General features: G+C 39.4%; 21 protein-coding genes. 17 read left to right on the plus strand and 4 right to left on the minus strand.

Annotation, left to right across the window (positions count from 1 at the left end):
- Positions 1–53 precede the first annotated feature (53 nt).
- Both CH364_RS02830 and CH364_RS02835 read right to left on the minus strand, forming a co-directional pair.
- Positions 54–1,868 (minus strand): DUF2079 domain-containing protein, encoded by a 1,815-nt coding sequence (locus CH364_RS02830; protein ID WP_100742126.1) that lies wholly within the window; start codon positions 1,866–1,868, stop codon positions 54–56.
- Positions 1,869–2,660 carry an aldolase gene (locus tag CH364_RS02835; protein WP_100742127.1) on the minus strand — a complete coding sequence of 264 codons (792 nt, stop codon included), beginning with the start codon at positions 2,658–2,660 and terminating at the stop codon, positions 1,869–1,871. It lies immediately after the preceding gene.
- A 112-nt stretch (positions 2,661–2,772) separates the two neighbouring features.
- Between CH364_RS02835 and lepB the strand changes: the two genes are divergently transcribed.
- The 3 genes from lepB (at position 2,773) to ilvB (ending at position 6,070) form a co-directional block, all read left to right on the plus strand.
- On the plus strand, positions 2,773–3,810 hold the full coding sequence (gene lepB / locus CH364_RS02840) for a signal peptidase I (protein WP_423790149.1): 1,038 nt from the start codon (positions 2,773–2,775) through the stop codon (positions 3,808–3,810).
- Positions 3,791–4,039 (plus strand): AtpZ/AtpI family protein, encoded by a 249-nt coding sequence (locus CH364_RS02845; protein ID WP_243401217.1) that lies wholly within the window; start codon positions 3,791–3,793, stop codon positions 4,037–4,039. The genes lepB and CH364_RS02845 overlap by 20 nt, the downstream gene beginning before the upstream one ends.
- Before the next feature lie 339 nt (positions 4,040–4,378).
- The gene (ilvB, locus tag CH364_RS02850) at positions 4,379–6,070 is read left to right on the plus strand and encodes a biosynthetic-type acetolactate synthase large subunit (RefSeq protein WP_100742130.1); all 1,692 of its coding nucleotides are present in this window, start codon (positions 4,379–4,381) and stop codon (positions 6,068–6,070) included.
- 45 nt (positions 6,071–6,115) lie between these two features.
- Here the strand turns inward: ilvB and CH364_RS02855 are convergent, their stop codons facing one another.
- Together CH364_RS02855 and CH364_RS02860 are read right to left on the minus strand one after the other, a co-directional pair.
- Positions 6,116–6,463, minus strand: coding sequence for a P-II family nitrogen regulator (locus CH364_RS02855; protein WP_002975072.1), 348 nt, complete (start codon positions 6,461–6,463; stop codon positions 6,116–6,118).
- 5 nt (positions 6,464–6,468) lie between these two features.
- Entirely contained in the window at positions 6,469–7,758 is a 1,290-nt protein-coding gene (locus CH364_RS02860; protein ID WP_243401218.1) for an ammonium transporter, read from the minus strand.
- Between the two features lie 328 nt (positions 7,759–8,086).
- Between CH364_RS02860 and CH364_RS02865 the strand changes: the two genes are divergently transcribed.
- The 14 genes from CH364_RS02865 to CH364_RS02935 all read left to right on the plus strand — a co-directional run bounded on the left by CH364_RS02865 (position 8,087) and on the right by CH364_RS02935 (position 22,301).
- Positions 8,087–8,572: a glutathione peroxidase gene (locus CH364_RS02865; protein ID WP_004786784.1), complete on the plus strand. Its 486-nt coding sequence runs from the start codon at positions 8,087–8,089 to the stop codon at positions 8,570–8,572.
- Positions 8,559–8,999 (plus strand): MarR family winged helix-turn-helix transcriptional regulator, encoded by a 441-nt coding sequence (locus CH364_RS02870; protein WP_100742132.1) that lies wholly within the window; start codon positions 8,559–8,561, stop codon positions 8,997–8,999. The genes CH364_RS02865 and CH364_RS02870 overlap by 14 nt, the downstream gene beginning before the upstream one ends.
- 242 nt (positions 9,000–9,241) lie before the next feature.
- A complete protein-coding gene (locus tag CH364_RS02875; protein WP_100743360.1) occupies positions 9,242–10,255 on the plus strand; it encodes a DUF5018 domain-containing protein in 1,014 nt (337 codons plus the stop codon).
- Between the two features lie 585 nt (positions 10,256–10,840).
- Positions 10,841–11,920 carry a F0F1 ATP synthase subunit A gene (gene atpB, locus CH364_RS02885; protein ID WP_423790166.1) on the plus strand — a complete coding sequence of 360 codons (1,080 nt, stop codon included), beginning with the start codon at positions 10,841–10,843 and terminating at the stop codon, positions 11,918–11,920.
- Positions 11,921–11,968: 48 nt separating this feature from the next.
- A complete protein-coding gene (atpE, locus tag CH364_RS02890) occupies positions 11,969–12,253 on the plus strand; it encodes an ATP synthase F0 subunit C (RefSeq protein WP_002975055.1) in 285 nt (94 codons plus the stop codon).
- Between the two features lie 2 nt (positions 12,254–12,255).
- Positions 12,256–12,780 (plus strand): F0F1 ATP synthase subunit B, encoded by a 525-nt coding sequence (locus tag CH364_RS02895; protein ID WP_100742135.1) that lies wholly within the window; start codon positions 12,256–12,258, stop codon positions 12,778–12,780.
- Positions 12,777–13,340, plus strand: coding sequence for an ATP synthase F1 subunit delta (gene atpH / locus CH364_RS02900; RefSeq protein ID WP_100742136.1), 564 nt, complete (start codon positions 12,777–12,779; stop codon positions 13,338–13,340). The genes CH364_RS02895 and atpH overlap by 4 nt, the downstream gene beginning before the upstream one ends.
- Positions 13,337–14,851 (plus strand): F0F1 ATP synthase subunit alpha, encoded by a 1,515-nt coding sequence (atpA, locus tag CH364_RS02905; RefSeq protein WP_100742137.1) that lies wholly within the window; start codon positions 13,337–13,339, stop codon positions 14,849–14,851. Before atpH ends, atpA begins: the two co-directional genes overlap by 4 nt.
- 11 nt (positions 14,852–14,862) lie before the next feature.
- Positions 14,863–15,732, plus strand: coding sequence for an ATP synthase F1 subunit gamma (gene atpG / locus CH364_RS02910; protein WP_100742138.1), 870 nt, complete (start codon positions 14,863–14,865; stop codon positions 15,730–15,732).
- A gap of 21 nt (positions 15,733–15,753) precedes the next feature.
- Positions 15,754–17,160: a F0F1 ATP synthase subunit beta gene (gene atpD, locus CH364_RS02915; protein ID WP_100742139.1), complete on the plus strand. Its 1,407-nt coding sequence runs from the start codon at positions 15,754–15,756 to the stop codon at positions 17,158–17,160.
- A 5-nt stretch (positions 17,161–17,165) separates the two neighbouring features.
- Positions 17,166–17,546: an ATP synthase F1 subunit epsilon gene (atpC, locus tag CH364_RS02920; RefSeq protein WP_100742140.1), complete on the plus strand. Its 381-nt coding sequence runs from the start codon at positions 17,166–17,168 to the stop codon at positions 17,544–17,546.
- A gap of 128 nt (positions 17,547–17,674) precedes the next feature.
- Positions 17,675–17,890 carry a hypothetical protein gene (locus CH364_RS02925; RefSeq protein WP_243401220.1) on the plus strand — a complete coding sequence of 72 codons (216 nt, stop codon included), beginning with the start codon at positions 17,675–17,677 and terminating at the stop codon, positions 17,888–17,890.
- Between the two features lie 9 nt (positions 17,891–17,899).
- Positions 17,900–20,110, plus strand: coding sequence for a hypothetical protein (locus CH364_RS02930; RefSeq protein WP_100742142.1), 2,211 nt, complete (start codon positions 17,900–17,902; stop codon positions 20,108–20,110).
- A gap of 1 nt (position 20,111) precedes the next feature.
- A complete protein-coding gene (locus CH364_RS02935) occupies positions 20,112–22,301 on the plus strand; it encodes a GAF domain-containing protein (protein WP_100742143.1) in 2,190 nt (729 codons plus the stop codon).
- Positions 22,302–22,305: the final 4 nt, after the last annotated feature.

The raw sequence follows: 22,305 nt of genomic DNA on the forward strand, positions 1-22,305 counted from the left end.
TAATCGCTAATTGCACTTTCCTTGAGAATCCGAACCAGATAATTTCAATCATACTAGTTTGAAAGTGGCAACTGCCAAACTTCAATTTGTTTTCCTTTCCAAACGAAAACACCCTTTTGATTTTCTAATTCTTTTTTATATTCCAAAATTCGAGATTTCGGCCAGAGAATTTCATCAGTGAACTCTGGAGAAAACACCACATAACAAAAATTTGCCTTTTTACAAATCGAAGATGCATTTTTGATTTGTTCTAGAGGATAAGTTTTCACCTGGTCGGTGATCTGAAACGAAAGGTTGTATTGAGAGAATACAAAAACACCTTTTTCGATTTTTAGGTTTTTATCTTTATCTGAATTTGACATTATATTCGAATTCAGATTTGTATTTTGCGATATAGCCTTTAATGGATTCGAGAGAATTAATTTATTTGTTTTTTTTAAATCTTTTCGAATTTCTTCTAAGTTGGGTTGATTCCATGGACTTTTTATGTTCGTATCCAATGGAAAATTTTGATCCAAAGAATTTTTCCAAAAAAGACAAGTGAGAATCAAAAAGGCAAAAGATAGGGATGTTTTTTTCTCGGATTGGATCCATAAAATTCCTGTATAGAGGATAAAGGGCATTAGCGAATAACTGTAATACGTATAAACTTCATGGTGCCATGGCCTAGTGGAAAATATATGAGTCGCGTATATTAGTCCGATTCCCATAACTTCAGCCAACATTGGAAAGATCCCGAGTCCTCCGCTAACGATTAACTCTAGAAAGATTTGGAATGATTTTTGGAAACCGCTTACTTGTTTGAATGCGGAATGGTATTCTTGCGTCAGAACCTTTGCCCAAGTTATGGATTCCGGTCTATCACCAAATATTGGATTTATGAAAAACACAAAACACAGCCAAATTAATGCAATACTGAAAACAATTGTTAGTGATGGGATGACAGGTTTTTCTTGAGAAGGAACACTGGCTAGTTCACTCGAATGTCGGTCTTTTTTGTATTGATTCCATTGATTGTATAAAAGTTTTAAACCTGTTGGCAGAAAAAACAGAAGTAAATAAATTCCAATATCTTCCTTGATGGAAAGGTAAAGAATTGTGGCAAAAGATAAAATGCTATAATAAATCCAAATGCTTCGCGGGCGGACATTTTGTTCAATCTCACGTTTTTCCCAAACATAAAAAAAGAAAAGTCCAAAAACCAATACCAGAACTTCAAAATGAAAACTGGATCCAATGCGATAGAGATACAATTGGTTTGTTACAAGTACCCAGAAAACTAAAAATTTAATTCCGAATTCTTTCGAGTTCTTTTTTGTAATTCGGTAAGCCCATATTAGCCAAAGAACGGTTCCCAATTGGTAAACAAAAAATACTCCTGCAGCGAGTCCCCATCTATTTGGAATCAAACTAACAAATGGAGATAAAACTGCCATTCCTGGTGCAAAGTGATGGTGAAGGTAACTTCCCTCTCCTGATTCTGAATAGTAACTACTAGTAAATCCCTCTCCGTGAGAAATAGAAAGGAGGATATCCGAAATGCCAATATAATCCGCATCTTGAAATAAATAAACATCGGCCAGAGACTTTGTTAAGTGAAAGGTATGAATGCTACTCGCAATTAAAAAGAAAAAACAGCTGATACAAAGTAAATAGGGGAGAAAGGTGATTTGTTTGTTGGATAACAAATCAAAGTTAGTCGAAATGGAATTTGGTTTTGATTTGGATTTTTTTTCTTTCCAGAAGCTGAATGCTGATAAGAATAATAAAAAAAGAAATACCCCCTTTTGAAAGGGGGTATGAAAGTTTTTAGGAGAAATAAAGAGAACAGAAGAAACTAAACTGAATAAAAAAAATAAATAAACCACTTAGCGTATAAAGTACAATACCTTTCTTTCGCCAATACGTTCTCTGTTGATTTCCACTCGGTTGCGGTAATAATAACCTTTTTCTGGAAAGGTTTTTGAGAAAAATTCAAATAAATCCATTTCAAACAACAACATACATTCCGCCACGTCAGTTGGGCCGATGGACATTGCATTTTTTGTATCTACCATCACGTGGCGAGAGTTGATAAAGTCGGGTTCAATTTCATTGGCAATGAGTTCAAAATTAGTTTTGGTGATGGTCCCACCAACAGAAGTTTTTTTCCCTCTGCTTTTTGCCTCTGAAATGATTTTTTTGGAAATCCTTGTGACCTCTTTGTCATCAGGTTTTTTGTCCATAGAAGCACTTAAGTCTGATCTAGCGGCTGTTACTTGCTCTAAACTCTGGAATGGTACTGAATCAAAAATATCCATCAAATTTCTATACCCAGTGATGGTTTCCATATTGATTGCTTTGTTATAGGATTCGTATTCAGATGGTGTTAAGAGATTCTTCATAGTTTGGATGAAGTTTTTTAATGCATATTCCGACTCCACCATAGGTGCAGAAATTCCAGATACTCCGATTCTTTGGCAAATCCGGATATCGTTTCTAGCTTCCGGGCCTCCAATTTTGACATAGAGAGGCATAATTCCTGCGGTGATCGTTTTTAAGAGGGAGATTTCTTCTTCTCCCATGTCCTCGGTTTCCGTACCTGTTTTGATGCAGACAAAAGAGTAGTTTTCCTTCATCTCCAGTAAGGTTTTTCGTAAAACGTGGATTGATGTTTCCATATGCAGAAGATCTCCATGTATGGTATCGTCGATTCCCGAAAATAGTACAAGTCTTTTGCGCTTTTTTTCCCCCTTTCTTGACAGAAAATTCCAATTCCCTAGCTTCGAACCTATGGGAATATTCTCCACTATCTTCCAATCCAAACCAAAACAAGATTCTAAGGAACCACCAAAAGAGGGAGCGGCCGCTTCTGGAATTTCTTTCGGAATCATTGTCGTTCTTGTATTTGCTTTCAAATCATCTATATTAGATGCTAATAATATTCCTTCTGGTTCGATGATCCCCACACTCAAAATCGGGGATTTTTTGTTTGTGAATAAAATGCGTTATTCTTTTCGTATGCCCTTTACCGAAAAGGAACTCTTTCGAATCGATGATCCAAAACGTGGAGATATTGTTACATTTATCCCTCCGGCAACAGCACTTGCCCAAGAAGAATCAAGGACTGGGATTTTTGCCAAACGATTTGTGAAACGTGTCGTGGGTCTTCCCGGAGATACAATCCGAATCACTCGTAAATACATTGATACCAAAGATAGAGGTAGGGTACACTTTGCACTCATTGAGTATAAGGAAAAAGGTTCTGATGAGTTTCGGTCCTACCAACCACAGGAAGTTCCGATTGGAAAAGAACTTTCCGATTTGGACAATTTAGAAGCAACTCAAAGAGCCCTCTTTAAAGAAGTCAAACCAGGTTTTGAACATTTGATTTTAGAAGGATTTGAAGATGATCGTCGTGCACATATCTTTGAATACTGCGATTTTTTACACGGCTGTCAAATCCCTGAAGGCCAATACATGGTGATGGGAGATAATAGAGATGATTCACATGATTCACGTGCCTGGGGATTTGTGAAACGAGAGGACATCTTAGGTAAGGCCCTTATCATTTATTTCTCTATCGATTGGAAAGACTCCACTTGTGAATATAAAGATGGTCAGGAGCTTGCAGAAAAAGGACCTGAAATTGCGGAACGTTTTGAAGGTGAAAGTTTAGATAATCGTTGTCATTACACTGAAGTATTTTCCTCACATAATTCTCGTTATAGAGATGATGAATCAAGGTTAGGGTGGATTGAAAGAACCATTCGATACCGACTTTGGAGACTTAGTGTTAGGTGGGATCGAATTGGGCGTATCCTCCAATAAGATGGCAGGTGAATCTGAAAAACCATCAGATAAAAAACCGGAGAAGTCATCAATGGCAATGGCTGGTGCCGGTTTTGAATTTGTTTCTTCCATTGCAGTTTTTGTAGTGGGAGGATATTATCTCGACGACTATATGAAAACGGAGCCACTCTGGCTTCTCGTCGGTTTTTTCTTAGGTTTTATTTTTGCTTTTTATTCTCTCATCAAACGAGCCAAGGAAAACGAATAAAGATCGTTTCTGTTCACAGGTATTGTAAACTATTTTATCTGCGATAAAGCTTGCGTTTTCCGAAGAATAAAAAGTCGTAACTGGTACCAAATAAATTCTTGACGTTATCATTCTTTGCAAAAAACTTTTAAGAGTCATGACTAATCAGACAACTTCAAACAGCGAAATCATGGATTCCACGCCTGTTATTGGATTGTCTAACTATGTCCTCACTACTCTCGTCCTTGTCGTCGTAGTCTCCTCATACATACGTAGCTTTCTGTCATAAAATTTTCCTTAGTTTCCTCGGTCGACAGAAAGCAGAAGTCGACGGGGAAACCAACTAAGGAGAGTGTCTTTATGTCGGAACAAATCACCGTAAGCCAATATATCATACGTTTTTTAGAATCAAAAGGAATTTCTTGGATACCAGGTGTACCTGGCGGAACCATCCTCCCTTTATATGAAAGTTTAGCAGAATCAACCATCGAACATGTGTTAGCAAGGCATGAACAAGGCGCAGGATTCATAACGCAAGGTAGAGCAAGGAGCACGGGTGAAGTGAGTGTCGTGTTTGTATCTTCGGGTCCAGGTGTTGCCAATCTGATCACTGCTGTTGCAGATGCACAAAGGGATTCAGTTCCTTTACTAGTATTTTCCGGGCAAGTTCCATTGTCCTTAATGGGAACCGATGCTTTTCAAGAATTGCCAACGACAAAGATCGTATCGCCAATTGTTAAAAAAGTTTATTTGATCCAAGAGCCAAACCAAATCATTGAAACATTAGAGGAAGCATATCGTATATGCGGCGAAGGAAAGATGGGACCAGTTTGGATTGATTTACCTAAAGACATTCAAACACAAACGATTACATTAGTTAATGAATATATGGATTTTTCCTCATCCCAGAATTCAAATCAAAGAGTCTTATTGGACAATTTAGACGATTTATCCTTTGAAAGTATGGATTTGTTTTTACAAGAATTCAAAACTCTACTAGAGAATTCTAAGTTTCCCTTATTGTATGTAGGTGGGGGCGCAAAAAAGGAATACTTAAGGTTAAGAGAGTTTGTTTCTCGTTTTCAAATACCATCAGTAACGACTCTTATGGGTCTTGGAATTTTTGAAAAAGAAGATCCTATGAATTTAGGAATGATGGGCATGCATGGTACAGTAGCTGCGAATGAAGCACTCGGTGTTTGTGATTTGCTTATTGCGATTGGAGTTCGTTTTGATGATCGTGCTACGGGTGCTATTCAAAAATTTTGTAACCAAGCGAAAGTCATTCATATTGATATTGACACTCGGGAAATTGGCAAAAATAAATCTGTTAATTTGAGTTTACAAAAAGATATCTCTGAGGTTCTTCCCTTTCTATTAGAAGAAGAATTTTCGATTGAAAATAAAGACTCTTTGTTACAGATCGAAACTTGGAAACATATTCCAGAAGAACATCCAATGAAATCTATCCTCTCAGACTTTGCTTCGGTTTTGCCAAGTGGAGAACATTTTGTACTCACGGACGTAGGCCAACACCAGATGTGGGTTGCTCAGTATTTTCCTTTGATTCATCCGATGTCTTGGATTACTTCCGGTGGGCAGGGTACTATGGGTTTTGGTCTTCCGACAGCGATTGGCGTTGCTTTAAGTCATAAAGAAGCTCATGTTTTTTGTTTTACAGGCGATGGATCCATCATGATGAACTTACAAGAATTATCTACACTAAAGGAACATAACTTAAATGTAAAAATAATCTTAATCAATAATGAACATTTAGGGCTAGTGAAACAGCAACAAGATCTTTTTTACGGAAGTTTGTACTCTGGTTCTAAATTTCATTTTCATCCTGACTTTTCTATGTTATGCCAGTCTTTCGAAATTGGATATTATGAGTGGGATTGGAAGTTAGGGGTTAATGAATTAGAAAAAGTTTTGGAAACAGAAGGGCCGGGTATCATTGAGGTGAGAGTACCCTCGAGTTGGGGAGTGTATCCATTTGTCCCCGGTGGAAAATCCAACCAAGAGTATATCCTCGAAAAGATTGTGTCTTAATGATGAACTCCGAGGGAAAAAATCCCTCGGAGCACCAAATATTTATTAGATGGCTTTGTTTCCTCGTTCGCCGCTTCGAATACGGATTACTTCCTCTAGTGGCATGACAAAGATTTTTCCATCGCCAATTTTACCTTCAGGTCCTGTTTTTGCAGCTTTTAAAATGGCATCAACAGTAGGTTTGACAAACTCATCATTGACTGCGATTTCTAATCTTACCTTTCGGAGAAGGTTCACTTGGTATTCATGTCCGCGGAATACTTCTGTTTTTCCTTTTTGTTGGCCATAACCTTGAACATCACTTACTGTTAAACGATAGATTTCATTTTTCGTAAGTTCGTTTTTTACTTCTTCTAACTTATGTGGTTGGATGATTGCAATGACTAATTTCATTTTGATTACCTAATATCATATCCTTTTTCACCATGGATCTCTTGGTCGAGCCCGGTGACTTCTTTGTCTTCTTCGATTCTAAAACCAATTGTTTTTTCGATTACAAGTGCAAGTATGTAAGAAACAACAAATGAATAGATTCCCGTGACTACGACACTGAGCACTTGAGCAGTGATTTGGTTTCCTAAAGTCATTCCCTCAGCTAACTCTAAGGCAAAAATCCCTGTGAGAATTGCTCCAAACGCCCCACCTACACCATGAATACCAAAAGCATCGAGTGTATCATCATAACGAAGTTTACCCTTCAGTAAAATTGCCATATAACATATTGGTGAAACTAAAAATCCCATAATGATGGCTCCTTGCACTCCCACATAACCAGAAGCAGGTGTGATGACAACAAGGCCTGCCACAATGCCAGAAGCTGCTCCGAGTGCAGTTGCCTTTTTTGTATGCAACCATTCAATGAGTAGCCAACTTGCTCCTGCAGCAGCAGGTGCGATGAGTGTCACTAAAAATGCTCTTGCGGCAAGTCCGTTTACAGAAAGTCCAGAGCCAGCATTGAATCCAAACCAACCAAACCACAATAAACCAGATCCAAGTAACGTATAAGTCATGTTATTTGGGTGAGTTAGTAATCCAGCATCACCTTTCCGTTTTCCGATGACGATGGCAGCGGCAAGACCGGCAATTCCTGAGATCAAATGAACTACGGTTCCTCCTGCAAAATCAAGGGCATTCATTTTTAATAACCAACCTGAATCGGCCCATACCCAATGTGCTACTGGGTCATAAACTAACGTTGACCATACGAGAATAAACACAACGTAGGCTGATAGTTTAATTCTTTCTGCGATTGCACCGGAGATAAGAGCAGGAGTGATGATCGCAAACATTCCTTGGAATAGAAAATGAACGTAAGTTGGGATAGTTCCTTTTACTGAATCAATGTCGATTCCATTTAAAAATACTAAATCGAAATTCCCGAAATAAGGATTTTCGCCAGAAAAAGCAAAACTATATCCAAAGATAGTCCACTGTAATGTCATCACTATGATCGCAACAAAACTATGCATCATCGTTGATAGAACATTTTTGGAACGGACAATACCACCATAGAACAAGGCAAGTCCTGGGATCATAAAAAACACAAATGCGGAAGAAACTAACATCCATGCTGTATCAGATTTATCGATGGTAGGGGAGGATGGTAGTTCTCCTTCTGCGGCGAGGAAACCGGGCAGAAGGAAAAGTGCACATACCAACAAAGGCCGTAAGACCAATTGTATTTTCATTGTTTGCTCCAAATATCTTTTCGAGATGCGAAATAAAATTCGTATCATTACGATTGGTGTCTCTTTTGAAGGCGAGTCAATTCTGCAAAACTAGGAACTTTTTTGAAAAAAATATTCGGGAATCGGGAAGGTGATCGCAAGATTGCTAATGGCGTGTTAAGGCGACGGTATTGGGTGGCGGGTCTAGTTCCCCACCCGAGTCAGGGCGGGGATATCCTAATTCCAGCCATATCCACCCGAAAACGTGAAAGAATTTCCCTATTTTCAGCAAAAAGATTGAACAAAATTAGATTGTGCACAATCTAAATAATACTTACGGAGAAAATAGATGTCAGAAGAATTTTACAAAATTAAAGTGAAACGTGGATCCGAGGAAGTCCCTTTGGAGCAGTTCAAAGACAAAGTGCTTTTGATAGTGAATACTGCGAGCGAGTGTGGCTTTACCCCTCAATACAAAGGCCTTCAAGAAACTTATGATCGTTATAAAGCAAAAGGATTAGAAGTTTTGGCGTTCCCGTGCAACCAGTTCGGTCAACAAGAACCAGGAACAGATGCTGAAATTAAGTTGTTTTGTGAAAGAACATTCTCAACTACTTTTCCAATCTTTTCCAAATTGGAAGTGAACGGACCAAATACTGATCCACTCTACCAACATCTTAAAAAACAGGCTCCAGGGATTTTTGGTTCCGTTGACATTAAATGGAATTTTACAAAGTTCTTGATCGACAAACAAGGGAATGTGGTGAAAAGATACGCGCCAATTACAAAACCCGAAGATATTGAAAAGGATATCGAAAAACTTGTCAAAGCATAAGAGTCCAACAGATGAGGTTCTTCTTTTGAAGAACCAAATTTGTTTTTCTTTATATTCTTCAATGCATCGTTTGATGAAGATCTACCGCCCGCTTCTTGCAGAAGTGGGACTTACGTATCCGCAATACCTTGTGATGTTGGTACTTTGGGAAGATGAGAAAATTACAGTGAGTGGGCTTGGAGAACGCCTACAGTTGGACTCTGGAACATTAACTCCTTTATTAAAGAGATTAGAACAAAATGGGTTTGTTGAGCGTAAGAGAAGTTCTGAAGATGAACGTGTAGTGTTTGTTTCTCTTACGAAAAATGGAAAACATTTACGGGAAAAGGCAAAGGCCATACCTGAACAGATTTTTTGTCTATCAGGGATTGAAGAGAACCAAGCAATCCAGTTGAAAGAAATTTTAGACGAACTTGCCCAAGCATAAAAGAAATCTAAATATCTAGAAATAGTTATCGACTTTTTTCTTGACTTGAAATTCAATTCCGGAAAGGATCTAACATCGTTTAGGTTCATTTTCATTGTTGCCTAAAAAAGCGAAGGTTCATTGCTCATATGCCGAGACTTATTTCCTCACTTTGCTTTTTTATCTTATTATTTATAGTTTCCTGCAAAAATCCATTTTCCGAAAATCCATGTGATCCCAATGGGCAAAAGTTTATAGACTCATTGCTGTTAAAATGGGCAACTTCGGATAAGAGTGCTACTTGTGGTAAAGTATACCTCCCGGTAATCCCCAAGGAAATCTTAGAGTATTCAATTCCTAGTTTGGGAGTAACTGGGATCATCAAAGGGAACCAGATTGTAATCACTTCCGAATCAATCGTGGCAATCTCTTCTTATGTTGCTAATTTTAAAACTAATGGTGTCTCTGTTACTGTCGATGGGGTTCCACAAACGAGTGGTGTGACTTCCAATTCCTATCTATCTCCATTGAAGTACATTGTGACCGGTGCGGATGGAAGCACAAATGAATACACAATACAAATGGTTGCTCCTCGCGTTTTGGGTTCTGGTTCCCTTCGGCTTTGGTTTAAAGCAGACCAACTAACGCTGAATGATGGAGATCCGATTCTAACTTGGTCGGATGTTAGTGGTTATGGAAATCATATTACGCAAGCTTCAGCACCGACCATACATACACTTTATAGAAAAGGTCAAGCCAATGGATACCCAGTTGCAGAATTTAGAAGTGTAAATGTATCAAAGATGAATTTATCTGGCGGAGTTGGATTGTATGTTACTAATAGCGGAAGCGTTTTTTTTGTGATGAAGTTAGTCAATACGATTACTGGTGGAATCACTTTAATCAATATACATGGTGGTCAAGGAAGAGAGATTTCTGTAGATCATCCAATTTCGGCATATCTTGTCTGTCGAAATGGTGCAAGTTGCTCTACCATATCAGCTTTACCAATTCCAAAAAATGAATTTCTGGCGATAGGTTCTGTGCAAATATTGGTGACTTCTGGTCGAGAGTATTGGAATGGTAGTTTGAAAAGCCAAGTGCCAATCTCGTATGATTATTCTGGTGGTGCTAGTCCAAATACTATTTATTTAGGTAACGGAAATCTTGATGCGGACATTGCAGAAGTATTATACTTCAATACAGATCTTTCGGATACAGATGTTGAAAAAGTCTTTTTTTATCTGAATACCAAGTATGGGCTTTCGCCAATGTAGAAACAAATCAGGAATAGGTTTTGGTTATTTAACAAAAACATGAACTTCCGGTCATAAAAAAAGGGAAATGTTGATTTCTTTTATACAAACCAACAAACATGTGATATATGGTAGCCATTGGGTGGCGGGTGGATTACCCCACCCAGTTCGATTAGGGCGGGGATCTCTACCATTCTATCCCCCACGCACTCCCAATCCTACTTGCCCCCATATCCCTATCTCACAAACTACAACCAATGGATCTAAACACAATCAATCTCAAAAGGTTCCATCTACACTATTTTAGTTACTTACTTCTTATATTCATTCTAAGTCTCCCACTAACAATAGGTTTGGTGGCGGATGGATATCGAATGATTTTTTATTTCGGTGGAGCTATGTCCTTTGCCATCCAAATGGCAATTTTGCAACTGAGATTTCTTCCGAGAAAAATACCAGCCCTAGCAGAGTCAGGCTTCCCTTTTTTCACAGTATTCCTCTCCTTTTTTCTAAATTTGGGCATTTTGACCGCTTTGCAGGTCTTAAAGTACCCTTTTGAGGCAACTTCTGGATTTTTAATTGCCTATTTCGTCCACCTTCTTTTCCTTGTATTTGCGAGCTATTTCAGTGGAAAATAAGTCTAAATATCGGTTTTTTTTATCATTTTTATTAGTTTTTTCCCTTAGTTTTACGAATGTTTTTGCAAACGATTCGGAAGGGCACGGCTCTGATGAGGGCTTCGATTTCAGTGAAGTGATGGCGCACCACTTAGGGGATGCTCCCATTTTCCCTCTCAATTTTGGTGGTTCCATCGTCACAGAAGGACAACCTGGATTTGACGCAGAAAACCACGATGTTTTTGTAAACCATGACGGTGTGAAATACCACTATGTTGGTGGCCTCGACCTTCACATCACCAAACGAGTGACCATGATGTGGATCGCTTGTTTTTTTATGTTCATTATCTTTATCCCAGCGGCTAATTTGATTTCAAGGAACCCTAAAAAAGTTCATAACAAATTCACATCTGGTGTAGAGGCTTTCATATCTTATCTAAAAGAAAACGTTGTGGATGCATCCCTTGATCACCACGGACATTCTTATTACCACTATATCTTCTCGTTGTTTTTCTTTATCCTTTTCTGTAACTTGTTTGGCCTCATTCCTTCGATCGGTGAGTTAACTGTTGCCGCTTCTGATGGACTTGTGGCTCTCGGAGTTTTCGAACATACACCACATTCTCTTCATACCTTTGGAGAGATTTGGTCAGGAATCACACCAACGGGGGACATCAGTGTCACTCTGTCTTTGGCATCCATTACATTACTTACTATTTACGGAACGGCATTCACTTACCAAGGAATTTCCTTCGTAGCACACGCGGTTCCAAAGGGAGTTCCACTTCCACTCTGGCCTCTTATGTGGGTTCTTGAATTTATCGTCACTCATATTGCACGTTCTTTTGCGTTAACCATGAGGTTACTTGCCAACATGACAGCAGGACACGTTATGATCCTTGCGTTACTTGGGTTTATTTTTATGAGCGAAAATTGGCTCATCGCACCTGTATCTGTTCTCAGTTCAGTGCTCATTTACTTTTTAGAACTACTTGTAGCTTTTTTACAAGCGTTCATTTTCTCACTGCTCACAACCGTGTTCATCGGAACTGTGATGCATAGACATTAAGATTGGTTTTATTTATATTATAAAACACACAGGAGTGAAACGAAAACAATGGAATTCGGTTTAGGATACATCGCAGTAGGACTCGCAGCAGGACTTGCATTACTTGGTGCAGGAATCGGTATTGGTAGAATTGGTGGATCAGTGGCAGAAAGCATCAGCCGCCAACCAGAAGCAGCTGGAAAGATCCAACTCGTTCTTTACGTAGCAGCAGGTATGATTGAAGGAGCAGCACTTTTCGCAGTGGTTATCGCTCTTCTTATCGCGCTCAAACTCAATGGCTCAATTGACAAAACAATTGGTGCTGGTGCCACTAAAGTAGAACAAGGACAATAGTCTTGGTTATCCTCGCGGCTTCCGGCTTCAATTTGCTGAAAGTCAATCCGGGTCTGGTCATCTGGACCCTGGTCACTTTCTCAGTTGTTGTCTTCGTTCTTAAAAAATTTGCATGGGACAAGATCCTTCATGCTCTCGAAGAACGTGCTTCCGGCATCCAAGGCGATATCAACAAAGCAGAAACCCTTCGTGTAGAAGCAGAAAAGTCTTTAAAAGAATACAAAGACCAACTATTCAAAGCGACGGAAGAAGCTCATAAAATTGTAGATGAAGCTAAAAAAGATGCAGTTGCTCTCCGCTCTCGATTGACGGAAGAAGCACACAACGAAGTGAAAGGCATTAAAGATAACGCAATTCGCGAAATCGATTTAGCGAAGAGCAGAGCTTTGTCTGAAATGCAAAACCAAATTGTGGAAATGTCCGTTCTCATCGCGAGTGAGATCTTGGAGAAACAATTGAAGAAGGAAGACTATGCTTCCTTTGTCGAAAAAGAGATCGCAAAACTCGATAAACTTAAAATCAAATGAGTCTGAACCAAATTTCAAAGGTTTACGCAACGGCACTTTTGGAGTTAGCTCAGGAAGCTAACTCACTTGAGTCAACAGAAGAGGAACTTTCAACACTCGTTGATGTTTTCTTTTCTGATGAGTCAATTCGCCATTATTTCCTTTCTCCATTAGTTGATCCTTCTGAGAAAGAAAGAACTGCTGAAAAGTCAGTTCAAGGGAAGGCATCGGAAATCGTTGCCAACTTCATCACACTTGTGGTTCGTAAGAATCGATTTCTATTCCTCAAGGATATTTTGGAAGATTATAGAACAGGAGTGGACCGACTTAAAAATCGTAGTTCTCTTCGCATTGTTTCCAAAGATTCTCTTGGCAAAGAAGCTGTAGATCGAATCACCAAGTCTATCTCTTCCAAGTTCGAACGCGAATTACGTGTTACGGAACAAACGGATCCAGCCCTTATTGGTGGATTCAAACTCTTTATAGACGACTTTTTAATCGATGCCTCGATCCGTGCAAAACTTGCAGGAACTCGCGAGGCTCTCCTCCAAAAGAAAATCCCAGTCGGAGCATTTGAATGAAAATTAAAACAGACGAAGTAACGTCGGTACTAAAACAAGAAATTAAAAACTTCAAAAAAGACCTTCAAGTTGAAGAAGTCGGAACGGTTCTCGAAGTAGGGGACGGGATTGCGAGAGTTTACGGACTCACGAACGTAATGTCAGGAGAGCTTGTTGAATTCCAAAACGGAGTTCGAGGACAAGCATTCAACTTAGAAGAAAACTCCGTAGGGGTTGTAATCTTCGGTGATTATATTAAAATTGAAGAAGGTTTTTCCGTTAAACGTGTAGGAAAGATCTTCGAAGTTCCAGTAGGACCTGAACTTCTCGGTCGAGTGCTTAACCCACTCGGGGAAGTGATCGACGGAAAAGGACCTCTGAACGCAAAAAAAACAAGACCTGTTGAGTCTCCAGCTCCAGGGATTGCGATGAGAAAATCAGTTCACGAACCAATGCAAACAGGAATCAAAGCAATTGATGCGATGATCCCAATTGGACGTGGACAAAGAGAGCTCATCATTGGTGACCGCGGAACAGGAAAAACTTCCATCGCGATCGACACCATCATCAACCAAAAAGGAAAAGGTGTGATCTGCGTTTACGTAGCGATTGGACAAAAAGCATCTACTGTTGCTTCCACCATCGAAATGTTACGCGAAAAAGGTGCATTAGAGTATACGATCATCGTATCTGCAAACGCATCTGAACCTGCTCCTATGTTATACATTGCACCTTACTCTGGTGCGACGATGGCTGAATACTTTATGTATGAAGAAGGGAAAGCAACACTTGTTGTTTACGATGACCTTTCCAAACAAGCCGTAGCATACCGACAAATGTCACTTTTACTTCGCCGCCCACCAGGTCGTGAAGCATATCCTGGGGACGTATTCTACCTTCACTCTCGCCTCCTTGAAAGAGCAGCAAAACTTGATGATAAATTCGGTGGTGGGTCTATGACAGCACTTCCAATCATTGAAACGCAAGAAGGGGAAGTATCAGCATACATTCCTACCAACGTAATCTCCATCACTGATGGTCAGATTTACCTTCAGTCCAACCTATTTGCATCGGGCCTTCGCCCTGCGGTGGATGTGGGGATTTCTGTATCACGGGTTGGATCTGCAGCGCAAATCAAAGCGATGAAAAAAGTAGCGGGAACACTTAAGTCAGATTTGGCGCAGTTCCGTGACTTAGAAGCGTTTGCACAGTTGGGAACTGAACTGGACCCAGTGACACAAGCTCAGCTTGATCGTGGATACCGAGTTCTTGAAATTCTCAAACAACCAAACAATTCTCCAACTCCGGTAGAAGAACAAGTAATCTCCATCTTTGCTGTAACAAAAGGTTTTATGGATACAATTCCTACAGCTAAGGTTCGTGAATTTGAAACTTACCTTTTGAAAACGATGAGAGAACAACACTCTGAAATTTTGGAAGAAATCAGAACTGCCAAAGAAGTAAAACAAGAAGCGGCTCTGCAAAAAACAATCAAGTCGATTGCTGAACATTTTCTAGCAAAGAATAATTAAGGGGAAAGATCTTGGCGACACCGCGTGAGATAAAAAAGAGGATTAACTCGGTTAAAAACACGAGAAAAATCACTCGAACCATGGAGATGGTCTCCACGGCAAAGGCAAAAAAAGCCACTAACAAAGTAAATGCGGCGAAACCATACGCTGATTTAACTCGTGAGTTAGTTTCTTCTTTGTCTAGCCTTGCCGGGATCATCCACAGCCCTTACTTAAGGAAGCCGGACAAAATCCGAAAAGTTGCTATCCTTGCGATTGCCGCAAACCGTGGGTTATGCGGTGGTTTTAACTCCAACCTTCTTCGTATGGTCAAAAACCGTATAGAAGAGTTGAAGTCAAAAGGTGTGGAAGTTGAAGTCCATGCTGCAGGGAAAAAGGCAATTTCTTTCTTTAAATTTGCAAAAGTTGAGTTGGTAACAACACATACCAATATCGATGACAAAGCAGGAAGTAAAGAAGCAAACGATCTTGCATCTTACTTTATGGAACGTTTTGCAAATGAATCAGTGGATTCAGTTGAAATTATTTCCACTCATTACTATTCGGCAGCAACTCAAAAACCAGAGATCACAACGGTTCTTCCTTTATCAATGGAAGATTCAAGTGCAAAAGGATCTTCTGGTCCGGAGGTTTTGTATGAACCGGATCCAAAAACTATTTTGGAAAACCTACTTCCTATGGTGATCAAAACTACTTTTGTTAAAATCATTTTAGAGTCGGTAGCTTCCGAACACATTGCACGAAGAGTGGCAATGAAAGCAGCTACGGATGCTGCTGGTGAGATGATCAAACTTCTGACTCGCGGTTACAACCGAGTTCGTCAGGCAAAAATTACGCAGGAAATTTCAGAAATCGTAGGGGGAGCGGAAGCCATCTCCTAACAAAGGTCTTTCGGAGTATATATGAATAAAGGTAAAATTAAACAAATCATCGGTTCGGTAATGGACATCAGTTTTGAATCCGGGAATATGCCTGAGATCTACAATGCCGTAGAAATCCAATCTAAAGTGAACGGCAAAGACGTAACAATTACTGCAGAAGTGCAACAGCACATTGGAGACAACACGGTTCGTGCGATCTCCCTTCAATCCACTGACGGATTAAAAAGAGGATTAGAAGTCATTGATACAGGAGTTCCAATTTCTGTTCCCGTAGGAACAAAAACTCTTGGTCGTATCTTTAACGTACTTGGTGAGGCTATCGACGAACTCGGTGATCTTCCTAAAGACGTAAAAAAGATGCCTATCCATAGAAGCGCTCCTTCTTACGAAGAAATTAAACCTAAAACTGAGATTTTTGAAACAGGAATCAAGGTAATCGATCTACTCGCTCCTTATATCAAAGGGGGAAAAACAGGACTATTCGGTGGTGCAGGGGTAGGGAAAACGGTTCTTATCCAAGAGCTTATCAACAACATTGCAAAACAACATGGTGGTTACTCTGTGTTCGCTGGTGTGGGTGAAAGAACTCGTGAAGGAAACGACCTTTGGAACGAGATGAAGGAATCGGGAGTTATCGACAAAACAGTTCTTTGTTTTGGTCAGATGAACGAACCACCAGGTGCTCGTCTACGTATCGCACTTTCTGCATTAACTATGGCAGAAAACTTCCGTGATGAATCCGGATCAGACATTTTACTTTTCGTAGATAACATCTTCCGTTTCTCTCAAGCAGGTTCAGAAGTATCGGCCCTTCTTGGTCGTATGCCATCTGCGGTAGGATACCAACCAACTCTTTCTACTGAGATGGGTGGATTACAGGAGCGGATTACTTCTACGGTTCGTGGTTCCATCACTTCTGTGCAAGCGATCTACGTTCCTGCCGACGACTTAACTGACCCGGCTCCAGCAACGGCGTTTGCTCACTTAGATGCAACAACGACATTGTCTCGTGCGATTTCTGAAAAAGGGATTTATCCTGCTGTGGATCCGCTCGATTCCACATCACGTATCATGAACCCACAAATCGTTGGGGAAGAACACTACAACACTGCCCGTGAAGTTCAAAGAATTCTTCAAAGATACAAAGACTTACAAGATATCATCGCGATCCTTGGTATGGACGAACTTTCTGAGGATGACAAAATTCTAGTATCTCGTGCTCGTCGTTTGGAGAAATTCCTTTCTCAACCGTTCCACGTAGCGGAACAGTTCACTGGTCGACCTGGAAAGTATGTAAAATTGGAAGATACCATCCGTTCCTTCAAAGGAATCATTGAAGGTAAGTATGACACGCTTCCAGAACAAGCCTTCTACATGGTCGGATCGATTGACGAAGCAATCGAAGCGGCGAAACAACTCAAAGGTTAATTCGGATGAGTAAAGAACTGACTTTAACAGTCATCTCTCCCGACAAAATCCTGTATCAGGGCAAGGCAGAATCAGTGATTCTGCCAGGTTCTGTGGGTTATTTTGGAATTTTGCCAGGTCACGCGACTCTTGTTTCCCAACTCGATTTCGGACTCATCAAATTGCATACAGCAGGAAAAGAGTTCCGAATCGCCATCGATGGGGGGTTCTGTGAAGTGAGAAATGATCAAATCCGAGTGCTTACCGAAGGTGGGGATTCTGAGGACGATTTGTCTCATGACCATGCGGTAGAACTCCTAGAGGAAGCAGAAGCCCTTCCCGTTTCCAAAGACAAAGAAATTCTTCTAAAGAAAGCAAAAGTTCGCATTTTACTGCACGAACGTTAATTTTTTTCCCCCCTTCTTGCCGAAAATAAACCAGAGGGGGATTTCCTTTGGCTATAGATTGGATTCGACGTTCTGTATTGGTGACGATACTATTTGCCGGATTCTATTACTTAAAGGAAAACCCTGATTTGCGAAAAAGAATCTATTCTGAAGATCCGATTCGTGTTAGAATTGAGGGGCCCGTATTGAATCCCGGATTCTATTCATTGGAAGCAGGTGCAAACGGAAAGGATTTGATTGATATGGCGGGTGGATATGTACCTGGTGCGCAAATCAAAATGGAGGACAGTATCTTGGAACAACCGTTAGAGGATGGCCAGGTACTAAATTTGGGAAAACGGTAATCGAGGCGAATGGCGGATCAAGAACAGAATAAAAACGAAGATCTAGAAAACATCGAACCTATACTTGATGAAGACTCGTTTTCTTTGGATTTGGATGATTTTGATATGGGCGATGATGACTTAGATGTATCGCCAGGGATTGAAGCTCCAAACCTAGATGATATCTCTGCTTTTGATGATGAAGATGATTCCATTTCAGATATGGTAGCTTCTTCCGATTCCTATGATGATTTATTAGATATAGATTTAGATTCTGATTTAAACTTACTTGGGGAAGAAGACCCCATTTTGCATGATGAAGACATTCATGCTGACTTTTCTGACTATGAAGAAGAGTCCGAAAAAGAAAATTTTAAAAGCCCCGCAAAACAATCATATAACGATACCCTTGATGAAGATCTAGAATTAGAGTTCGATGATGATTTGATAGATCTTGATAAAGAAATCGAATCAATACTCAACGGTGAAGATGGAATTTTATCTTCCAAAAAATCCAAACAAAATCTAGAAGATGAAGAAGAGGGACCAATTTCCCTTTCATTGGAAGAACTAGAAAACATCACAGGAAATTTAGAAGAAGAAGATCATTTAGGGGAATCGGAACACCCACACTTTGATGAAGAAGATCATGAGAACGATCTTATCAATGAACATTCAGATTTGGATTTAGACTTAGATGATTCAGAAATTGATACAAATCTTGCATTTGATGAAGAAGGCAAACCTCAATTTGATTTAACTGATCATGATGAAGAAGATTCTTTTATCCCTAAAGATGATTTAGGTCCAGGAACTGACGAAGAGGACAGTGAGTTTAAACCTCTTGTTGATCCAGAAGAAGAAGAATTATTCGGTAAAAACAAAGAGGATGAAAATCTTACTTTATCCGATGAAGAACTGGGAAGTATCCTTGGTGCTGGTGGTGAAGCTAGTTTAGAAGAAACCTTAGGTTCAGAGGACGAATTTTTAGCATCTGATGAGGAGGCTGACCTTCCTAGTTTCTCAGATGAAGAGGGAGGTTTTGATTTATTAGGTGGTGAATTTGAAACACCTGAAGAAGAACCTACCTTAGAAGAGGATGAAGATGAAGGTCCTCTCACATTATCATTAGAAGAATTAGAAAACATTTCTGGTGAAGCCATTGAAGAGGATTTTGAAGAACCAACTTCTGATATCTTAAATGAAGAATTAGAAGATGAATCGATCACATTAAGTCCAGACGAACTTGGTAATATCATTGCAAGTGATCCAATCGAAGAGTCGGAAGATTCTGACATATCAGAAATTGAAGATATAGACGAATTAGAAACTGATCTTGGAGATGACTTCGGTTTTGATTTGGGAGATACAGAATCTGAACTAGAAGAATCAGAAAGTTCGAAAGAAGGACTCGAAGGTCAAATGGAAGGATTTGAATCTTCTGAAGAAGAAGACGAAGGCCCAATTGCACTTTCCATGGAAGAATTGGAATCCATCGCTTCTGATGCTGAAGAAAGCTCTGAAGAAGAACTTGTTGATAGTTTTGACCGTGCACCACTCCCTTATGAAGAGGAACTGACTCCAAAGTCGGACTTGATGGCTGAGGATGAAGAAGATGAATCCATTGCTTTATCGATGGAGGAACTGGAAAACATCACTGCTTCAGAAGAAGAGGATGTAGAAGAGGAAGATGTCACTCTTTCACCAGAAAGTCTAGATGAAATTTTAGGTGAAGAACTTCCAGGGGAAGGATTAGAAGACATTGCAGACCTTCCAGTTGAAGAAGAATTTTCATTATCAGAACAAGTTGGAGATGACGATAATTTAGTTGAACTTGAACCAGATATGGATTTCGGAGATTTTACTTCCGATTCAACCGCTGATGATAGTTTTGATTTGTCAGTTCCAGACTTATCAAATGAAACAAGAACACCAACGCTTGCAAGTGATGAGTCAGAAGAATTTGAAGTTGATTTAGATGAATATGCAATGGAAGGAAAACTTTCTCCATTGGAAGAACTTCGTAAATCCGATGTTTCTGCTCCAGAAGAAAAGCCATCATCCGCCGAAGAAGCGTTTGTCGATGCAGGTGGTGAAAACTTATCTGTGGGGGATCGTAAAAAAGTTCTAGGATACTTGGACAACTTACTTGGAAATCTTCCTGATGAAGTCATACGAGAATTCTCGAAATCACAATACTTCGAGTTATACAAAAAAATGATGAAAGAATTGGAGTTATAAAGTGGGACTTCTCGATAGAGCCGAAGAAATTAAAAAAACTTCGGGTTCCTCGACTCCAAAATCTCCAATAAATCCTAAAGACAAACCGTCTTTATTAAAAAAAGCAGAACATTTTCGCGAAGAGAATGAATCTCCTATAAAAGATTCTGTTCCTATTGCCGATTCCGACTCAGAGTGGTTAGACGATAGTTTCTCGGATACACTTGCTACAGAAATTGGTGATCTTCCGAATCCCGATGGAGAAGAAGAATTTGACCTTAGTGATATACCAGAATTAACAGATGCTGATTTTGGTGACTTAGCTGATGAAGAATGGGATGAAAACCCACTCCCTCAATTAGAGGATGATTTTGGAAATGGCCCTAATGATTACCAACCAATCTCTGACGAAGATTCCGAGTCATTAGTAGAGCCAGATTTAGATTTTGATCTGCCATCCAATGAAGAGCCAACACCTGAACAGGAAGCGGAATCTCCAGAACCGCTAAATGCAGACGAACCAGCATTTGGTGACGATTTGATTGATCGTGATTATCATGATGATATTTCTGAACCCGATGCTCCTCTCCCTGAGGTAAATATTTTTGACGAATGGGAAAATGATGCAAAAAAAGAAGCAGCCAAACAGCCGTTAAGACAGACAAAAGATGATCCGGCTCCCATTGGAGAAGAGGTCCTTTTTGATGATGAATCTGATTTTGGAACGGCACCAATGTCATACCATCTTGCTTCCAAAAAGCGAATCGAAAACTACCAAGCAATCTTTGAAATCACTAAAGAAATCGCATCTTCTAAAGAATTTTCTGATTACTTTGATAACCTAGTTTATAGTTTGATTGGGCAAGTTGGATGTAATTCGGTTGTGGTATTAACTTCAACAAATCCAAAAAATCCAAAATGGGAAGCTGTGGCTTCTCAAGGAATCCAGTCAAAAGATTCTTGGTACCTCTCTCCAAACGATGAAATCTATTCTCGAATTTCTGATTCTGAAACCGTTATCTATGCAGGTGAGTTTAAATCTTCTCGTTTGCCAAATCGGGAATTAAATTTATTAAATGAAATGGCTTCTGAAATCCTAGTTCCCATTCGACATGGCCAAAAATGTTTTGGTGTTTTATCTCTAGGCAAATTAATCAATGGTGAAGAGTATATCACAGACGATTTAGAATTTGCAAAAATCGTTGGAGATATCGCAGGTTCTGTATTTGAAAGAGTTTCTGAATTTGAACTAATGAACGATAATTTAGTTCAGGCTAAAGAAGTCATTGGAATTAATGAATCTGTATTACAGTCTGCTAGAGATTTTGCTCGTGTACGTAAGATGGATGATGCATATGATCTTTTGATTGATAACATCAAAAATAAATTAGGTGTAAAACAGTTTTCCTTTTTGGTTTTGGATTCTGAAACAAGATCCGACTATATTGTTTTTGGTTCTAATTTTATTTTACCTGAACGTGCCAAAGATTTTAAACTCAGTAAAGATTCCGATATCGTTGGAATGGTTTCAAACGTCCCAGGCGTATATAAATTGGAAAATTTCAGAGAAGATGCTGAGCTGAAATCAATTTTTACAAACGATGAATTGGGAATTATGGGTGAATTTACCATTCTTCCTATTATCAATTTAAATTGGCTTGTGGGAATGGTGATAGTTCATTCTACCGGATCTGCATGGACAGACACCACAAGAGATGTCGCCGTAACATTACTTGAAACTTCCGCTCCTGTATTTGCAAATTTACTCATACTACAAGAAAAAGAAGCACTATTTAGAAATCCTTTTAATCCTCTTGAATCTCGAATATTAAGTGAAATTGAAAAATCATCTCAAATGAATTTGAATTTTACTGTTTCTTTGTTCAAAATTCAAAATGTATCAAGAATGGTTCATTTGGTAGGTGCTGGAACTTTCGCTCGTTATGCGGACTTGCTTCGCAAAACTATGATGGATCACATCGGCGAATTGGACTTTTTTACAAGAGTCGGCCAAGGAAAATTTGCAATGGTTCTTCATGGGAAAGACAAAGAAGAAACCGAAGTTGTCATCAAAAAAATTAAATCATCTTTTGCAAAAAAAGAAGAAGCAATCATTGGTTCATTTCGTGCGACATACAGGGTTTTGAATTTATCTTATCCTGATGACACAAAGGACAAAAATCAATTTTTAGAAATGGTTGAAGAAGCCTAAGTAA

It is taken from the genome of Leptospira harrisiae, from assembly GCF_002811945.1.
Classification (GTDB): domain Bacteria; phylum Spirochaetota; class Leptospiria; order Leptospirales; family Leptospiraceae; genus Leptospira_A; species Leptospira_A harrisiae.